At 51.9% G+C, this 16,575-nt stretch carries 14 protein-coding genes, 1 tRNA gene, 2 rRNA genes and 3 pseudogenes (1 of these 20 cut by a window edge); 8 read left to right on the forward strand and 12 right to left on the reverse strand.

The window, feature by feature from the left end; all coding sequences use genetic code 11:
• The 3 genes from RC74_RS06220 to RC74_RS06230 all read left to right on the forward strand — a co-directional run.
• A 23S ribosomal RNA gene (locus tag RC74_RS06220) occupies positions 1 to 2,146 on the forward strand; it begins 687 nt to the left of the window's first position.
• A gap of 141 nt (positions 2,147 to 2,287) precedes the next feature.
• A 5S ribosomal RNA gene (rrf, locus tag RC74_RS06225) occupies positions 2,288 to 2,402 on the forward strand.
• 95 nt (positions 2,403 to 2,497) lie between these two features.
• A tRNA-Met gene (locus RC74_RS06230) sits at positions 2,498 to 2,574 on the forward strand.
• Between the two features lie 218 nt (positions 2,575 to 2,792).
• On the opposite strand, the gene RC74_RS21615 is transcribed toward RC74_RS06230, so the two are convergent.
• The 5 genes from RC74_RS21615 to RC74_RS06260 all read right to left on the reverse strand — a co-directional run bounded on the left by RC74_RS21615 (position 2,793) and on the right by RC74_RS06260 (position 5,980).
• A protein-coding gene (locus RC74_RS21615) for an IS630 family transposase (protein ID WP_156477400.1) occupies positions 2,793 to 3,751 on the reverse strand; the annotation gives its coding sequence in 2 pieces (ribosomal slippage) (positions 2,793 to 3,407 and positions 3,410 to 3,751; 957 coding nt in all).
• A 346-nt stretch (positions 3,752 to 4,097) separates the two neighbouring features.
• Positions 4,098 to 4,316 carry a hypothetical protein gene (locus RC74_RS06245; protein ID WP_039003339.1) on the reverse strand — a complete coding sequence of 73 codons (219 nt, stop codon included), beginning with the start codon at positions 4,314 to 4,316 and terminating at the stop codon, positions 4,098 to 4,100.
• 127 nt (positions 4,317 to 4,443) lie between these two features.
• Complete coding sequence (locus RC74_RS06250) at positions 4,444 to 4,671, reverse strand: helix-turn-helix transcriptional regulator (RefSeq protein ID WP_052274954.1); 228 nt, start codon at positions 4,669 to 4,671, stop codon at positions 4,444 to 4,446.
• Between the two features lie 123 nt (positions 4,672 to 4,794).
• The gene (locus RC74_RS06255; RefSeq protein WP_039003338.1) at positions 4,795 to 5,481 is read right to left on the reverse strand and encodes a hypothetical protein; all 687 of its coding nucleotides are present in this window, start codon (positions 5,479 to 5,481) and stop codon (positions 4,795 to 4,797) included.
• 169 nt (positions 5,482 to 5,650) lie between these two features.
• Entirely contained in the window at positions 5,651 to 5,980 is a 330-nt protein-coding gene (locus RC74_RS06260; protein WP_236940039.1) for a tyrosine-type recombinase/integrase, read from the reverse strand.
• 28 nt (positions 5,981 to 6,008) lie between these two features.
• Between RC74_RS06260 and RC74_RS06265 the strand changes: the two genes are divergently transcribed.
• From RC74_RS06265 to RC74_RS06280, 5 genes are all read left to right on the forward strand, one after another.
• Positions 6,009 to 6,248 carry a hypothetical protein gene (locus tag RC74_RS06265; RefSeq protein ID WP_039003336.1) on the forward strand — a complete coding sequence of 80 codons (240 nt, stop codon included), beginning with the start codon at positions 6,009 to 6,011 and terminating at the stop codon, positions 6,246 to 6,248.
• Positions 6,249 to 7,120: 872 nt separating this feature from the next.
• Positions 7,121 to 7,606 carry a helix-turn-helix domain-containing protein gene (locus RC74_RS22885; protein WP_052274665.1) on the forward strand — a complete coding sequence of 162 codons (486 nt, stop codon included), beginning with the start codon at positions 7,121 to 7,123 and terminating at the stop codon, positions 7,604 to 7,606.
• Positions 7,513 to 8,175 (forward strand): IS630 family transposase, encoded by a 663-nt coding sequence (locus RC74_RS22890; RefSeq protein ID WP_236940070.1) that lies wholly within the window; start codon positions 7,513 to 7,515, stop codon positions 8,173 to 8,175. The genes RC74_RS22885 and RC74_RS22890 overlap by 94 nt, the downstream gene beginning before the upstream one ends.
• A 63-nt stretch (positions 8,176 to 8,238) precedes the next feature.
• Positions 8,239 to 8,364, forward strand: a complete 126-nt coding sequence (locus RC74_RS23700) for a hypothetical protein (protein ID WP_417935177.1) — start codon at positions 8,239 to 8,241, stop codon at positions 8,362 to 8,364.
• Positions 8,365 to 8,418: 54 nt separating this feature from the next.
• Positions 8,419 to 9,066 carry an AAA family ATPase gene (locus tag RC74_RS06280; RefSeq protein WP_039002954.1) on the forward strand — a complete coding sequence of 216 codons (648 nt, stop codon included), beginning with the start codon at positions 8,419 to 8,421 and terminating at the stop codon, positions 9,064 to 9,066.
• Between the two features lie 191 nt (positions 9,067 to 9,257).
• Here the strand turns inward: RC74_RS06280 and RC74_RS06285 are convergent.
• From RC74_RS06285 to RC74_RS06325, 7 genes and pseudogenes are all read right to left on the reverse strand, one after another.
• A pseudogene (locus RC74_RS06285) lies at positions 9,258 to 10,420 on the reverse strand (IS30 family transposase).
• 414 nt (positions 10,421 to 10,834) lie between these two features.
• A pseudogene (locus RC74_RS06290) lies at positions 10,835 to 12,118 on the reverse strand (IS3 family transposase).
• 486 nt (positions 12,119 to 12,604) lie between these two features.
• Positions 12,605 to 12,976: a hypothetical protein gene (locus RC74_RS06300; RefSeq protein ID WP_156477419.1), complete on the reverse strand. Its 372-nt coding sequence runs from the start codon at positions 12,974 to 12,976 to the stop codon at positions 12,605 to 12,607.
• 5 nt (positions 12,977 to 12,981) lie between these two features.
• Positions 12,982 to 13,260 (reverse strand): hypothetical protein, encoded by a 279-nt coding sequence (locus RC74_RS06305; RefSeq protein ID WP_156477420.1) that lies wholly within the window; start codon positions 13,258 to 13,260, stop codon positions 12,982 to 12,984.
• Positions 13,261 to 13,344: 84 nt separating this feature from the next.
• Positions 13,345 to 14,405, reverse strand: a pseudogene (locus tag RC74_RS06315) (IS30 family transposase).
• Between the two features lie 166 nt (positions 14,406 to 14,571).
• Entirely contained in the window at positions 14,572 to 16,110 is a 1,539-nt protein-coding gene (locus RC74_RS06320) for an OmpA family protein (protein ID WP_062628152.1), read from the reverse strand.
• 35 nt (positions 16,111 to 16,145) lie between these two features.
• Positions 16,146 to 16,493 carry a hypothetical protein gene (locus tag RC74_RS06325; protein ID WP_062628153.1) on the reverse strand — a complete coding sequence of 116 codons (348 nt, stop codon included), beginning with the start codon at positions 16,491 to 16,493 and terminating at the stop codon, positions 16,146 to 16,148.
• Between the last annotated feature and the right edge of the window lie 82 nt (positions 16,494 to 16,575).

Raw genomic sequence — 16,575 nt, forward strand, 5'->3', positions numbered from 1 at the left:
GCATTAGACCCGAAACCGAGTGATCTAGGCATGACCAGGTTGAAGGTGCAGTAACATGCACTGGAGGACCGAACCCACACCTGTTGAAAAAGGTCGGGATGAGTTGTGCCTAGGGGTGAAAGGCCAATCAAACTCGGAGATAGCTGGTTCTCTGCGAAATCTATTTAGGTAGAGCGTCGGACGAATACTCTCGGGGGTAGAGCACTGAATGGGTAATGGGGACTCACCGTCTTACTGATCCTAATCAAACTCCGAATACCGAGAAGTAATATCCGGCAGACACACTGTGGGTGCTAACGCCCATGGTGAAAAGGGAAACAACCCTGACCTACAGCTAAGGCCCCTAATTCATGGCTAAGTGGGAAAGCAGGTGGGACGACCAAAACAACCAGGAGGTTGGCTTAGAAGCAGCCATCCTTTAAAGATAGCGTAACAGCTCACTGGTCTAATTAAGTTGTCCTGCGGCGAAGATGTAACGGGGCTCAAGCCATGAGCCGAAGCTTAGGATGCATTTATTGCATGGTAGCAGAGCGTAGTGTGACATAGTTCCCATCCTCTTTTGCACCTTCGGGTGTAGTGGAGGATAAGGAGCTTTCTGTGAAGCCCGGGCGTGAGCCATCGGGTGGAGAGATCACTAGTGAGAATGATGACATGAGTAGCGACAAACAGGGTGAGAGACCCTGTCGCCGAAAGTCCAAGGGTTCCTGCTTAAAGTTAATCTGAGCAGGGTAAGCCGACCCCTAAGGCGAGGCCGAAAGGCGTAGTCGATGGGAACCAGGTTAATATTCCTGGGCCGTGAGGTGGTGACGGATCTCGAAGGTAGTTCTTCCTTATTGGATTGAAAGAGCTGCTTAGAGGTTCCTGGAAATAGCCCCTCTTTAAGATCGTACCCTAAACCAACACAGGTGGACTGGTAGAGAATACCAAGGCGCTTGAGAGAACCACATTTAAGGAACTCGGCAAAATACCTCCGTAAGTTCGCGAGAAGGAGGCCCGATTAGGACGCAAGTCTTGGTCGGGGGCACAAACCAGGGGGTGGCGACTGTTTACTAAAAACATAGGGCTCTGCGAAGTCGTAAGACGACGTATAGGGTCTGACGCCTGCCCGGTGCCTGAAGGTTAAAAGGAGGAGTGCAAGCTCCGAATTGAAGCCCAGGTAAACGGCGGCCGTAACTATAACGGTCCTAAGGTAGCGAAATTCCTTGTCGGGTAAGTTCCGACCTGCACGAATGGCGTAACGACTTCCCCGCTGTCTCAAATGTGGACTCAGCGAAATTGAATTGCCTGTCAAGATGCAGGCTTCCCGCGGTTAGACGGAAAGACCCCGTGCACCTTCACTACAACTTTACACTGGCATTAGACACAATTTGTGCAGGATAGGTGGTAGGCTTTGAAGCAGAGACGCTAGTCTTTGTGGAGCCTCCCTTGAGATACCACCCTAATTCTGTTTGATGTCTAACCGCGGTCCATTATCTGGATCCGGGACCCTGTATGGTGGGTAGTTTGACTGGGGCGGTCGCCTCCTAAAGAGTAACGGAGGCGCGCGAAGGTTGGCTCAGACCGGTCGGAAATCGGTCGTTGAGTGCAATGGCAGAAGCCAGCCTGACTGCGAGACTGACAAGTCGAGCAGAGACGAAAGTCGGTCATAGTGATCCGGTGGTCCCGAGTGGAAGGGCCATCGCTCAACGGATAAAAGGTACGCCGGGGATAACAGGCTGATACTGCCCAAGAGCTCATATCGACGGCAGTGTTTGGCACCTCGATGTCGGCTCATCTCATCCTGGGGCTGGAGCAGGTCCCAAGGGTATGGCTGTTCGCCATTTAAAGAGGTACGTGAGCTGGGTTTAGAACGTCGTGAGACAGTTCGGTCCCTATCTGCCGTGGGTGTAGGAGATTTGAGAAGAGTTGCCCCTAGTACGAGAGGACCGGGGTGAACGTTCCACTGGTGGACCAGTTGTCATGCCAATGGCAGTGCTGGGTAGCTATGAACGGACAGGATAACCGCTGAAGGCATCTAAGCGGGAAGCCCCCTTCAAAACAAGATCTCCCTGAGGGCCGAGGTAGACCACCTCGTCGATAGGTCAGAGATGTAAGTGCGGTAACGCACTCAGTTGACTGATACTAATTGCCCGATAGGCTTGATTTGATCCAGTAGAAGATAGACTTCTACAAACCTGACCCCCGAACGTAAGTTTGGTAAGGGTTCAGGCGGAATAATCAAAAGCTACACTTTTTTAAGTGAAACTAAATCTGATAGTTAAAACTGTGTGTTGTGTTTCTTTCTCGGTTTGGTGGTCATGGCACAAGTGAAACACCCGATCCCATCCCGAACTCGGCAGTTAAGCACTGTTGCGCCAATGGTACTGCGTCTTAAGACGTGGGAGAGTAGGTCGCCGCCAAACCTAGTAAGAAACATAACACGTATCTCTCAAACGATCCCTCAAATCCCAGAAAATACAGAAACTGGGATGCGAACTAAGGCAACAAGCCTAAGCGTCGCGGGATGGAGCAGCCCGGTAGCTCGTCAGGCTCATAACCTGAAGGTCGTCAGTTCAAATCTGACTCCCGCAACCAATAATTACTAAACATATCAACACGTTATGAACCCCGCTTGCGGGGCTTCTTGCGTTCGAAAAACAACACTGGAAGCACTGTGGAAGCATAAGGAAACGTTTGGAGGTGTTATACCCCCGTGCGCCTGTCGCCGTTAAGGAAAGTTTGACTTTCCCTAAATCTAAAATGCAATCGGTGTGGCTTTCCTTGGCATAGGCTTTCGCTAAAGCATCGAGCTTTTAACTTGATCCGTATCCCGCCTCACAAAAGAAGTTCCAGCATTCGTCTGGCGTGAAGAGATTGCAAATTTTGGCGAGGGCATCGAACATCTGGTCAAATGTTCTGGCTCCGATCCTTCGAAGGTGGGCTTTGAGTTTTGAGAAGGCCATTTCAATGGGGTTGAGATCGGGTGAGTACGGCGGCAGGTAGAGGAACCAGCACCCGACTTCCCGCAAGGCTTCTGCAGCCGCCTTGTTGTAATGGGTGGCAAGGTTGTCGCAAATGACGACAGTGCCTGGTCGCAGTTCCGGGGCAAGGACATTGCGGACGTAGACTTCAAACGCCTCACCATCCATCGCCCCCTTGATGACCCATGGTGCAATCAGGTTATCTTGCGTCAGGCCTGCAATGAACGTCTGAGTGCCCCACGCCCCAAACGGTGCGTCCATTTCCAGACGCTTTCCGCATAGACTGCGCCCACGTAGTCGGGTCAGATTGGTTTTTACTGACGTCTCGTCTATGAAGACGAGCCGTTCAGGATGCGCTTGCATTGCCGGAATACGGTACCGGAACCAGTCCCGACGACGCAGCTTCACATGGGCGCGGAGCCGCTCGGTGGCCACCAGTGACTTTTTTTGTACGTGTAACCAAGTTTGCGCAGGAACCGTCCGATAGATGCAGAATGGGCAACAACACCCGTGGCGGCCTTCAGCGCTCCGGCCAGTTCTGGCAGTGTGATGTCACCATCCTGCGCGACCAACTCTACAAGAAACTCACGGTGGAGCGCGAGCTTTCCGTGTCCTTTTGGTCGCCCTTGGACATCCGGTGTGGCATTGCCTCGCTCACGGATTCTGCGAAGCCAGCGAACGCCCGTGGCCGCCGAAACCTTCAAACGCGCCGCCGCCGCACGACCGCTCAACCCTTCCTCAATGTACTCTTGAAACCGCGCCCGAAGCGCCATCGGTAATGCTGCTGACATGATCCATCCTCCCAACCAGAGTGAATCACAAAACTGAACTCAACGGAATCCTATCGATTCAATATTTAAGCTCGACGCTTTAAGGCCAATTTGTCGGCAAAACCTTCGGGAATGGTGCTTGTGAGGGTGAAGGTCAGGCCATCAAAGCCGGAATGTAGAATTTCAACCATGGTTTACGCTGTACCTACCTTTTGTATTTGTGGAGGGGGGTGTTACAAGACCCCCCTTAGTTCCGCAGCTAAATGCGGTGGATGATTTCAGATTGTTTGGAAATTTGCCGGACATAGCGCCTCCGGCGGGGCAGCTTAGGTTTTGGGGCCGGACTGTGATGTCCGACCCCTAAATTTTAACGTGTTGAAAGTTGTTGGCTAATCCAGATTTCCGCCCGATCCGCGCATTTAGCAGCGTTGAGCAAGTCGGAGTGGAAGAGGGAAGAAGTGTTCTTCCAATCGCCTTGCCCGTCTCTGTAGGAGCGGGTGATATCGACGGAATAGTTGCCGTCATTGTTCCAGATCGTGGCCGTTGTAAGGCCTAGTTTGATTTTATGTGCTGGTTGATTGCTCATCGTATATTTCCAATTTTGTGAATGTTGAGGGTGGGGCGCAAAATGCATTTACCTCGCGCCCCGTTTGAAAGCCTTCCGGCCCCAAAATCCCGCGTGGTGCTGCCAAGCCGCACACGGGCAAAACGCGTTAAATCATTTGGCTGGAGTTCGCGACGCGGCGGGTATCAATCCATTCCATCACTTCAGAATAGGCGTAACGAATGGAGCGCGACGAAACGCGGACGTATTTTGGCCCACCGCCACGGTGACGCCAGTTTTGAAGGGCGCGAACGGAATAGCAAATCAGGCTTGCGGCTTCCTTTTCGTCCATCAGGCGGTTGGGATCGTTCGTTGGAGTATAGTTCAATTTGGTCATCAGATTTACCTTAGTTCCTGTCCGAGTATTGTCTCGGACTTCATGTGGAGAAGAGGTAATGCAGCGCAGAGACGATCTCAAAATGCAGGAAGGGTTTAGTTTACACCCTAGTTGCTCTGTAAATCAGTCGTCCTTGAGCACGCGCCGGATACGTGTTCCGAGCGCGATGCGCGTTTGCGACATATCTGGATGAAAGCGCTGGATGACTTGAACGGTCATTTCCATAAAGGAACCCGTGAAGTCTTCTTCGATGTCTACATAGTAGCAGGCAGAACGGGCTTTTTTACCTGTCTCGCTTTCAAACAGCGCTTCCAAATCAAGAAGGGGCTGATCAAGATGCATATTGGCATTATGCCGTGTTTGACCATCACTGGCGGCCAAATTTGTTAGTTCATCTCTACAGGCATCAATGATCCGCGACGCCGCAATTTGGCTGGTTGGGATTGATTGATCTTCTTCGGGCCATTCATCCTCAAACGAGACGGACTCAAGCGCCTCAATAGGTTTACGATTCAGCGCGGCATCAACATCATCCAGCACGTCTTCGTCCATCTCCGACAACGCCGTTAAAAATGCCTGTGCCTTGTCGCGCAATTGGGTCAATTGGAGTTTGCGTGTTTTACGTACCGTACGAGCTGCGTGTACGGCATAGATTTCGAAACGCGTGAGGATATGTATCAGGCGAGACTGCATCTGATCGTCAGAGACACGAGACCCAATCAGATCGCGCAAACCCGCTACAAATTCTGGGGAAACCAGAGCGGCAATCTCTGCCCGCGTCCGTGGTTCTGGTCGTGTCATTCCAGTCATGTCTCTCGCCTGCTTTTTGTACGCGCGCGCCTACGTATCGTACGTACGTGTAAAATAGGACTTATGCGGCCCCTATGTAGAAGGGGCTAGCGCCGCTTGACTTGGGAATGATCCGCAGGTGTGATTTCCTACGTAGATACGGGAGGGGAGTTTTATCTGTCCGATCCACCTACGATCTGTAGGTTCTACAGCGGCGCACGGGATCATCCGCAAGGTGCGTATAGCGCATTGTGGTTTGAATTTGCGTATGTCCCAAAAGCCGCCCAACCATCTGAATGGGCATTCCAGGAGAAAATGCATTGGACGCATAAGTGTGACGCATATCGTGGATGCGCGCATTCGCTAATCCGACAATCTCGCGAATATGCCGCCAAGGCCGCTGCAAATAGGTGGTATATGGGGGCCGTTGTACGCTATAAAACGTTTGTATATGACGACGAAAAGCATCCAACCAGATAACACCGTTAGGTACACGCTGTACTTGACGAATTGTTGCCACATCTAAATCACTAAGAAAGAGAATTATCATGTATATAAAGATTGCTGCAGTAACTATCACGTCCCTTGCTCTTTCCGCATGCGGATCGCCGCGTGACTTTGAGACCACGCCCGTGAAAGTAGAAACTGCGGCCGGTACAGTAACCTGCCAGCTTTACACGAAATCCCTAGTCGATTGGGACCGCGCGATTGATCGTCCAAACTCTATGGATGCGACAACTGCCGATAACGTTTGCCGCGCAGAAGGTGTGCGCCGGCAGAAGACCTAGTTGAAGACCTGAGCGAATAGGATCGTTTGTTATAAAGCAGGCGATCCTATTTCTGATCTACTCACCAGTATCGAGCATTTTTGAACGCTCACTACTTATCCTTGTTCCTCAAAACTACTTTCCAATAATTGGGCGGCAGTAAATCTACGCCAATTAGGAAGGACAAGTTTGAGAAGGTGGCATTTTACTGTGCAAATACGGACGCGATAGCGTCCCCTTTCGAAGAACTCAAAGCTGGCTGAGCATGTGCCAGCTGTCCATTGCCGCGAGTAATATGACCCCGATGACGGAAGACCTTAAGGACGCAGCTAGGAGTTACAGTCAATCCTCAGCGGAACTAATGCCAGATTTGAAAGATCCTTACCTGATGATGAAATTGTCTAGAGCGCTCGCTCAGAGCTTAGGGATGCAACATGGGACGTAGGGGAATACCAATTGCATCAAAGTTTGATACCTACTAGCCAACGAGCGATATTGCCAAGGTAAGTTCGGCTCAATCCGGACATTGACACTTATTGTGGCGAATGGCCGCTTTGAAGCTACCTCAAGTCTTTGTACCGCCCGTTTTTATAGCAGAAACGCCAGCCAAGTCACGTCTATCGGTTGAATAAGCCTAAAGCACTGAATACGGTTTGTCGGAACCCATGAATTGCACATGTTTAGATGTAACTTTGGCAATCAAGTTATTCAGCAGATTGGCCCTCGGCAGCCTTAAGGCTGGCTGACAACGAAGAGAATTGTTGCATGAGAATCACTGAAATTACGATTAAAAACTTTAAGGCCATCGAAGATACAACTTTAAGTATACTCGGCGTTTTTGAACACCCGACTTTTGCATTGACGGACTGAGCGAATGAGTTTCAGGTGTCTTTATGATCCGCCCTAATTTTCTTACCACTGCAGACCGCCTTGAGCTTTTATCCTGCGTGAAGCGCCAGCGTGAGGATTACGGGGTTGCGCGGCGGGCGAATGCGCTTTCGCTGCTGAATGATGGGATGTCATGTGCCCAAATCGCAAAGGTTCTGTTTCTGGACGACGACACGGTGCGCAGCTGGCACAAGCAATATTTGGCTGAGGACTGGGAGGCCGTCGCCTACGATGGGTGGAAAGGCGGGCAGTCACGGATGACGATTGCTCATGAGGCGGATTTGAGCGAATGGCTTGAGGAACGGTTCTGCCGTTCAACGGCGCAGATCAGAGCCTATATGGGTGCAAAATTCAACATCCACTATCTCATTCTGGCTGCATCAAGCTTCTGGCCCGTCTGGGGTTCGAGTATCGCAAACCAAAGGCGTTGCCCCGTGTGGCTGACGTTGAAAAGCAGGCCGCATTCATCGCATTTCATACGAACCTACTGAATAACTTGCCTGCCGACGAGGCCGTCGACTTCTCGGATGCAGTTCATCCGGAATATCAAAGCAAACCCAGCCATGGTTGGGCTCGCAAAGGGTCAAATCCCGCCATCCAAACGACATCTGGGCGCGTGAACATTCACGGCGCTCTGAACCTGGAAACCTTTGACGCGCCCTTCGTTGAACCAACCACCGTCGATGGGGTCAGCTCCGTTCAGCTTCTCGCCAAAATTGAGGCCAGAAACCCTGACAAACGTATCAGTCACGTCATTTGGGACAATGCCCCATACCACAAAGGCCCCAATGTCAGAGCGTTCCTGTCGCGCAAAAACTGTCGCATTCACCTGATCCAACTGCCGCCCTATTGCCCTCATCTCAATCCCATTGAGAGGCTCTGGGCCGTCATGCACAGCCACGTCACCCATAATCGGCACTATCCAACGCAAAAACACTTCGCCAACCCAATCTTGAACTTTATGCGAGAGGTCGTCCCAAAAAAGTGGCGCAACTTTCGAGATCAAGTAACTGATAACTTCCGCATCATCTCACATCGCAACGTTCGGGTTGTGCTGTAGCCGCTGTATATCTCGGATTTTAATGTCCTCGTCGGAACGAATGGATCTGGTAAAAGCTCGGTCTTGCAAGCGCTTCATTGGGTGCGTCAGTCTGGCCGCAACCGAAAAGTTGATGCCAATAGAAAAAACACCGACGGATCAACTCTTTCGGAAACTGAAGCGACTTATATGCCCTCTCCTGAATACTGAAATTCTGCAAACGGTTCAGAGTATGGTAATTTTCAGAATACGCCGAAACTTGACTTGAATATCAAGGCGACGAAGGGTGACGGGGGCAATGTCGAAGCAAGCCTTTGGATTAAATCGGCACGTAATAAAGGCATCAGCGTTCATATTCCTTCAGGTAACGGATTGACGAACGTGATCCGCGATCAAAGGCGTGAAATCAGCGCATATATCCCTGGGTTAGCTGGTATCCCATTGCTTGAAGAAAGACGATCTAAGATGATTGTTGAAAGGCTGGCCGCTGCTGGGGACGCCAATACGGTTCTTAGAAACGTTCTGAACCTTCTTAAAAATATGGATATTAATGGACAGAATGGTCTAAGCCTCGTCCGGGACTACGTTTCTCAGATTATGGGTGAGTTCACTTTGAATGTTGAGTTTGATGAAGAACGGGATTCAAGAATTCGCGCCAGCTTCCAAACAACCCCCATGAAAGTCGCTGATCACAGGAGATTCAAACCATTGGAATTGGCCGGAATTGGGTTTCTTCGAGTTATTCAAATTCTTTCATATTTGGTATATTTTCGACCGATCTTATTGTTGGTCGATGAGCCGGATTCGCACCTTCACCCAACCGCCCAAGAGATGCCGATTGCCGTACTGTCTGAAGCGGCACAGTTATTCGGAACACAGGTCATACTGGGGCAACCCATAGTCCGTCGGTAGTCCGCTCCTTACCGGTTGATACAAAGGTTGCCTGGATGAAAGATGGCGCCGTTCAGCCAAACGGAAATGAATCAGCTCGTAATCTTATGGGATGGGGGATACTCGACAAACAAATACTATTGATGACCGAAGACACCGGTACGGTAATGCTTCGCTCAATTTTGGCGCAGTGGCTAGTTTAGAGGGCGATCTCAACCGGTCGACGCAACACACTCTGCGAACTTCTCTGCTGGCGTTTGATATTGCAAGGTCTTGCGAGGGCGTTCGTTGAGTTGCCTTGCGATTGCACTGAGCTTTGCTTGGGAATGGACCGATAAGTCGGTACCGCGCGGCAAATACTGCCTCAAAAGCCGGTTGGTGTTTTCGTTTGATCCGCGTTGCCAAGGCGACTGTGGGTCGCAAAAGTAGACATCAACATCCGTGGCCAACGTAAAGCGCGGATGATCTGCCAGCTCTTTTCCGCGATCCCATGTCAGAGATTTGTAAAGCTCACGGGGCAGCTTCTGAGCCGACTTGATCAGCGCCGTGACGACACTCTCGGTGTCTTTGTTGGCGACTTTAACCAGCATCACGTACCGTGAATGCCGCTCAACGAGGGTTGCGATGTAGCTGTTCTTGGATCCGCCAATCAAGTCGCCTTCCCAGTGGCCCGGAACGGCCCGATCTTCGACGGACGCAGGCCTTTCGCTGATAGATACAGCATTCTTAATCTGGCCATTCCCGTTGCGCTTCTGGCTGGCGTGTTTGGAGCGCCTGACAGTCCGTCTTGCGCGCAGATGCTCCAGGAGTTCCTTTTTAAGGACGCCTCGCGCCTGTATATAAAGGCTTCTGTAGATCGTTTCGTGTGACACCTGTTTGTGTGCCTCTCCTGGGAAAGCGCGTTTGAGCCAGCCCGCAACCTGCTCGGGAGACCACTTGCGCCGCAGCTTTGCTGATACTGCGCAGGCCAACTTCGGGTGACAAGCCAGCTTGCAAATCTTGGGACGCCGCGCGCGATCCCACGCCGCTTGATCAGACGCGATTGCACGATAACCTGCAAGGCCACCATTGCGCCGCACCTCTCGGCTGATCGTCGAGGGCGCACGTCGCAACTGATGCGCAATCGCACGCAAGGACTGCTCGGTACTCTCAGCCCGCGGGATATTTCCTCGCGCTCAGAAAGGCTCAATGCAACGTGCCCGCGTCTGCGATCTGGTGGGCGTATCCCACCCGTTGGTGAGATCACGGAAAAGACTGAGGATGATTGGCGATCAAAAACGCGCCCAATCGACCTCATCGACTCGCCTCGCTGCCACCGATCCCAAATCTCAGCACGCGGTTCAGTTGAATAATAAATCCTACGACGATATTTCATGGCAAACACTCCATCTCTTCCTAAAGATTAAAGTGTTGCGTCGACCAGTTGAGGCCACCAGCGAAAGGTCGCGATTTGGCCGTTTCACGGGACGGGTAAGATCCCAACGCCCGAAACGATTAGCGGACTTCGGTCACTGTTTGGAGATACGGTTAAGATTGCCATTCATAGAGATCGTGATTTTTTGATGACTCCCGAAGTAGAAGCCATAGCAACTCCATATACGAATGAAGGGTCCTGTTTTTGGGCAACAAGATGCTCAGACATGGAGTCTTATTGGTGCGAAGCAGTTGTGATCAAAGCTCATTTTGGAGTGAATGACGCGATTGCATCACTGGTATTGGACGCAGCTACAGCTGTTGCTTGTGAACGCGACTGGACCTGTCGCGCTTTAGTGCCGCCCCAAGTGCTCGTTTAAGCCACTTTCCGTTCGAAAGCGACGGGACTTTTCCATCCTAGTGCTGAATGGCGCCGTCGCGGATTGTAGAACCCATTGATGTATTCAAAAATCGCCATCTCAGCCTGCCTGCGGGTTTCCCAAGCGTCGCGCCAGATCAGTTCAGCTTTGATGGTTTTGAAGAACGTTTCCACTGCCGCATTATCATAGCAATTCCCTTTGCCACTCATCGATACCTTGAAGCCATGCAGGCGCAGAATCTTCTGGTAATCGTGGGAACAATATTGGCTGCCCCGGTCCGTGTGATGGATACAGCCCTTGGGTGGTACCCGAAAGGCTATTGCCATGTTCAATGCCCGGATGGCCAGATCGCATTTCATTCGGTTACTAACCACTGCCCGACAGTCGAAACGCAGTATCGATGAGAGGGAGCCCAACCGACCACTCGGCGCGAATGCAGATCCAAGATCACAGCAAGATAGAGCCAGCCTTCTCGCGTCCAAATATAGGTGATGTCAGCTGCCCACTTCTGGTTTGGTTGCTCAGCGACAAAGTTCCGATCCAGTAAGTTAGGCGCGATGTTGAACTTATGATTGCCTCCTCTCGGGCATACTGCGCATACCCTGCCGGGCAGTGGTCCGTCGTTGCCTTGTGTTTCCGCGTTCTGATCACTGATATGCCGTTCTGGCGCATCCACTGACCGGCAGTTGATTGCAAAGCAATCAATGAGAGGAGAACGGCCGACGCGGCGATGCCCGATGTCCAAACCAACTTCTTTCAGTTCTTCAGTCATGCGCGGCCTGCCATAGCTGCCAAGACTGAGACGGGATTGTTCTTTGATGTGGGCCAACGTGACCATATCAGACCGCTGCCTGCGACTGGCTGGACGGTTACGGAACGCCCGTAAGCCGCGTGCGCTGACATTCCTGACATGGCACATACGTCCAATGGAAAATGCAGATTGGTGTTCTTCCCCTCTCATCGATACTGCATATCGACTGCCGGGCAATGAATGAACCTAAACCTCACGGCTTTTGGCTCGCGAAGAACACCGTGGCCTTTTTTAGGATGTCCCTTTCCTCCTTGAGAATACGGTTCTCACGTCGAAGCCGGTCATTCTCCTGAGCCAGTCCCAAATCCTCCTTCGACACCACATACGTGTCTCGGTACGCTGTGATCCATTTGTTCAGCGTCGACATACCGACACCAAGATCATCAGCCACTTGCTTTCGGGTAAGCCCACTGGTCAGTGCGATCCGCACCGCATCTTCCCTAAATTCGTCTGTTCGTTTCAGTCCCATGTTCAGTCTCCTTTGTTGCAGTAAATGCTATCAAAGGAGCGGCATCAAACCGTGACAGGTCCACGCAGCGTCCGCATTCCGACAAAGCGCTGCACTATCTATGTGGTAAGTCACTTTACGGCGAGGAAGACAGCCAGTGCTCTCCTCTGCCAGATCGGCTTCATCCAGACACCGAAACTCATCATTTAACTGGTAGCCGCTTTGCGCAACTCGTCTTCGAAAGTGGCTCTTTTGCAGATAAGTACAGTCGACTCTGATGCCCAAACGGGTTCTGCTGCATACTTATTGCACGACGGAATGCCTCATGTCGCTGGACACAGTAATCCGGCGAGGGTCGCGAATTGCCGGAATGCAGATTAGCCAAGCGTTCGTTCATCCCCTAGTTTGGCGCCGCTACTTGAGTCACAATTTTTGTTTCACGAAAGGTGGATTGGACGGAAAATGATTCCTTTTCAACCCAAAACAATCAGTAACACGACGTACTGCTTAAACTCTAATCAGGCCCTTGTTGTGCGGAGTATAGGGTTTGACTGAACCGTTTTCGCGGGGGAAGGGTCGATCTTGGGTGACTGTCGCGAGCAGCCCAGAAACTGGTATTTTCGCGTTAGCGCGCACCTGCCATTGGGGCACCATGCCTGAGCCCATTGGATAAAAATCCACCACCGGCCAATAGCTGCGATCTGTACTACCTTTGCCGGTTGCAAATTCTGCCTCCGCTTTGGTTTTTGCATTCGTGTAGTCACTAGATATGGTGCCACCCGTCTCGAAGGGTGATTTGCCGTCCGGAAAATCCGCAGTCAAACGGAAATCAACTTCGTCTGAAGTCGGCAAACGCGAAAGCCCAAAGACAAAGGCCACATGCTTCAATTCATGGGGCGCAGGCCTAGAACTTGTTCAATTTGACGGTTGTTTAATCCCCAAAGATATCGCTTTTCGGTTATATAGCCACCACCAAAGCGTTCAGCTTCGCTTTTGTTCATGAGGTAGTCGCGACCAGAGGCGCTGACAACCTTAACCAATTGTTGGCGTCCGTTGAGCGCCCAATGCCCCATGGACGAGGCTTTCGCCAGAGTTTCAAAAGTTGACATTACAAATCCATTTTTAAAAATACTTGCTAACACTGCATTACCTTTGCCGGTCAATCAACACTGACTCGGCCCTTCGGTGCGAGATATGTGTGAGCGATGCTTGAAGTGCGACTCTTGTTAGGCCTTAGGGTAGGGCGCTCATCGCATTTCTTCCAACATCTTTTCACGGAAGACTTCAGCTGGTGTCTTCCAGCCGAGGCATTTGCGGGGTGTGCTGTTCAGGCGGTCACTGATTTCTTTGATGTCGTGATCCGTCATTCTTCTAATGTCTCCTTTGCGGGGCAACCAGCGTCTCGCCCTTCGATTGGTGTTCTCCACCGTGCCTTTCTGCCAAGGTGAAGAGGGGTCACAGAATCAGGTCTGCGGGCCAATCTCAGCTTGCAGATGTGGCCAGGAAACAAACTCAGTGCCGCGATCAAAAGTAATGGATCTGCGCGCGACATGGGGCAAATCTTTGATTGCCTTCCTGATTTTGCCCCCTCTCGGCGATACGAATGCATGACCGGCTTAGTGCGCCTATTTGGGTTCTTTAAGATCAGTGTGAAGCGGCTCACGCGTTCAACTAGAGTTGTGACATTTGTCTGTCCAAGCGTTTGTTTGAACAACATTAAATCTGCCTCCCAGTGGCCAAACTGACGTCGGTGGGCAACATCATCAGGCCTGAACAAGATACTGACATCGCGATGGAACTTAGGTGGCTGGCGTTTGCGCGCACGGCGTGGTTTTCGCGACATGTGATGCGTCGGCAGATACCACCACAATTCTTGGCTCATGCCGTCTTTGGAATAGATGTAGCGGTAAATCGTTTCCTGACAAACCCTTAGAGGTGCTTTCTCAAGGATCATCCGGTTGCCAATTTGCTCCGGTGTCCAACCGTTCTTAAGTTGTCGAATTACGCTGTCGCATAAGCTAGGATGTTTGATCAGCTTACGTTGTCTTGCACGCCGATCCGCAGTCTTTAATTGCGCCGCAGAGCCGTAGTAGCCAGCGTACTTGGTAAACTTTCATCTGAGAAATAATTACGCCTCAACTCTCTGTAAATTGTCGAACGGCAGCGCTTCAACACGCGTGCCATCTCATCGACAGGGACTTTAGCGTACTTCCAACGTTCCCCTGCCTGGCAGTTGGTTGCAAAGCAATCAATGAGAAGGAATTCTGCGGCGTTCTGTGATACTAAGCTGTGTATAAGTCGTTCCCATACCGATTCCTCCGGTCAGATAACATACTGTTTTCTAACAAGAGTCGCCGTTGGAAGTAGCGCGCGCCTGCTATCGGCGGTTTGGCGCATAATATACCCCTTCCAATAGTACTCGATTTCTGTCGGCCCACCCTAAGCGGTGAGCCGACAGAACGTTCACTTGCGGATTATTTCAAAAGGCTTGAAATATTGCGCACAACGGCACGCCGATTTGCGCGCTCATCGCTGAGCACCATTACTTTTAGGTCCGCTTCGCCATAACCCTGAGTGATCAGGTTTTGAGGAGGAACGGCAAAGTATTCGGTCAATGCCAATGCAACCGTTTCAGCGCGCCGGTCGGAGAGAGCCAAGTTATAACTCGCCGCGCCAACAGCGTCTGTGTGCCCTTCGATGAGAAAGACCGACGACGGCTCTTTTTCGATAATATCGCGCATCGTCAGCCCAAGATCCCGTAAAGCTTCGGCTTGGCTGGGGGCAATTGCAGCGGAGCCAGTGGCGAATGTAACGGCGTCGAGTTCAACTTGCGGCGCCAAGGCCCGCACCCGCTTGTAGTCGCGTATTTGTTGCAGCGAGAAGGTACGCCCGACATCAACAAACAAGGCGCGCTGCAAGGCGGTTTCAAGCGACGCATCCTGTGCGCGTTGTTGTTTCTCAAGGCTCTCCAACGTGGGCAGCGCCTTAAAGTCTACGGCCTCAATGGTGCGTGTGTCATCAAACAGCACGACCTCGCTGCCGTCACTCGCGCGGATCATTGTCCGGCGCAGAACCGTGCCATCTCTAGAGCGAATTGTTATGATTTGACTGTCATCTTCATAGGACACAACCGAGCGCGTGGAACCGTCCTGAAACGTCTGGGTTTGCACTTGTGAACCGGGACGTTGGAGCAATTCATCGTCGTTTTTCAACACACGCAATTCGCCGTCACGTTCGATGACAACCCGATCTCCAGAGTTTGAAACAACTTTGTCGCCGTTGTTCAAGACCGCGCCAACGACTACTGCCCCAAGTCCCAAAAGAAGGGCTTTTTCAAAGTTTGACAGACCTTCGGTTTTACTGGTCGTTTTCGCCGCGGGTTCGGCTTTTTCATTCACAGATGTTTCAAAATCTTCGTCACTTGTGCGCACATCATCCTTGGTAATTGTCTGTGTCGTGACCTCCGCTTCAGTTTCGGCAGCGCCCGTCGTGGCCGCAGCTGAGGTTTCGACTTGCGTTGGGGCGTTTGCAGCAGCAATCGCCTGACGCTCCTCATCGGTGACGACTTCGCCGCCAGCTTCACCAGCTGGTACCTCTTGTGGAGCGGCGGGAGCGACGACGGTTTCTGTTTCGGCCGCTTTAGGCTCTATTGCATTTGCAGGCTTGGCTGCTGGTTCTTCGGGCGTCACGTCTTTCACAGTTTCCTCCGCAACCTCTGGAGTTGGGGTTTCTTCGGCGGGAGCCGCTTGAACTTCAGGGGCGGGAGTTTCTGCAACGGGAGTTTCTTCCGCCGGAACTGGCTCTTCTGCAACGACGGCTTCTTCTACTGGTGCGACCTCTTCCACGACGGGGGCCTCCTCAGCGGGTGCAGCCTCTTCTACGACAGGGCTCTCCTCAGCCGGCGCAACCTCTTCAACAATGGGTGCCTCTTCTGTTGGGGTGACTGCCGCGTCTGGTGCAGACTCTTCGACAACCGGAACTTCCGCAACGGGTTCCTCAACAACTTCTGGCACTGCTTCAATAGCGGCCTCTGGTGCGGGAGCCTCATCTACTTGAACCTCTTCGGGGCAACGTCTGGTTCTGCAGGCGCGGTCTCAACCACCTCTGTCTCGGGTTCTTCGACTTGAGCAGGAGCGCCAATCGCCAAAGCAAGGGCGTCGCCGCCGCTTTCGAGCGCTTGATCAAGCGCGTCCTGCGAGCAGGTCCCCGTATCCAACTCAGCATTGCCCGTAGCAAGCAAGTTCTGGACGAACTGTTCCGCGTCCGCCATCTCATCACCACTAGGCGAAATGCAGGGAAACGGGTTCTCTGTGGTTTGCGTGAATCCTGTGGTGGGCGTTATAAGGGCGAAAGAGACCAGCAAAGCAGTGCCGGATTTCAGGTTTGATTTGATCATAACGTCCTCTGAGTTTCTGGCGCGCATTGGCACCTGACGCCGATTGAACCACACTTAGCGTTAGTGCGCGCGGAGTATTTCA

This window comes from Falsihalocynthiibacter arcticus, from assembly GCF_000812665.2.
Taxonomy (GTDB): domain Bacteria; phylum Pseudomonadota; class Alphaproteobacteria; order Rhodobacterales; family Rhodobacteraceae; genus Falsihalocynthiibacter; species Falsihalocynthiibacter arcticus.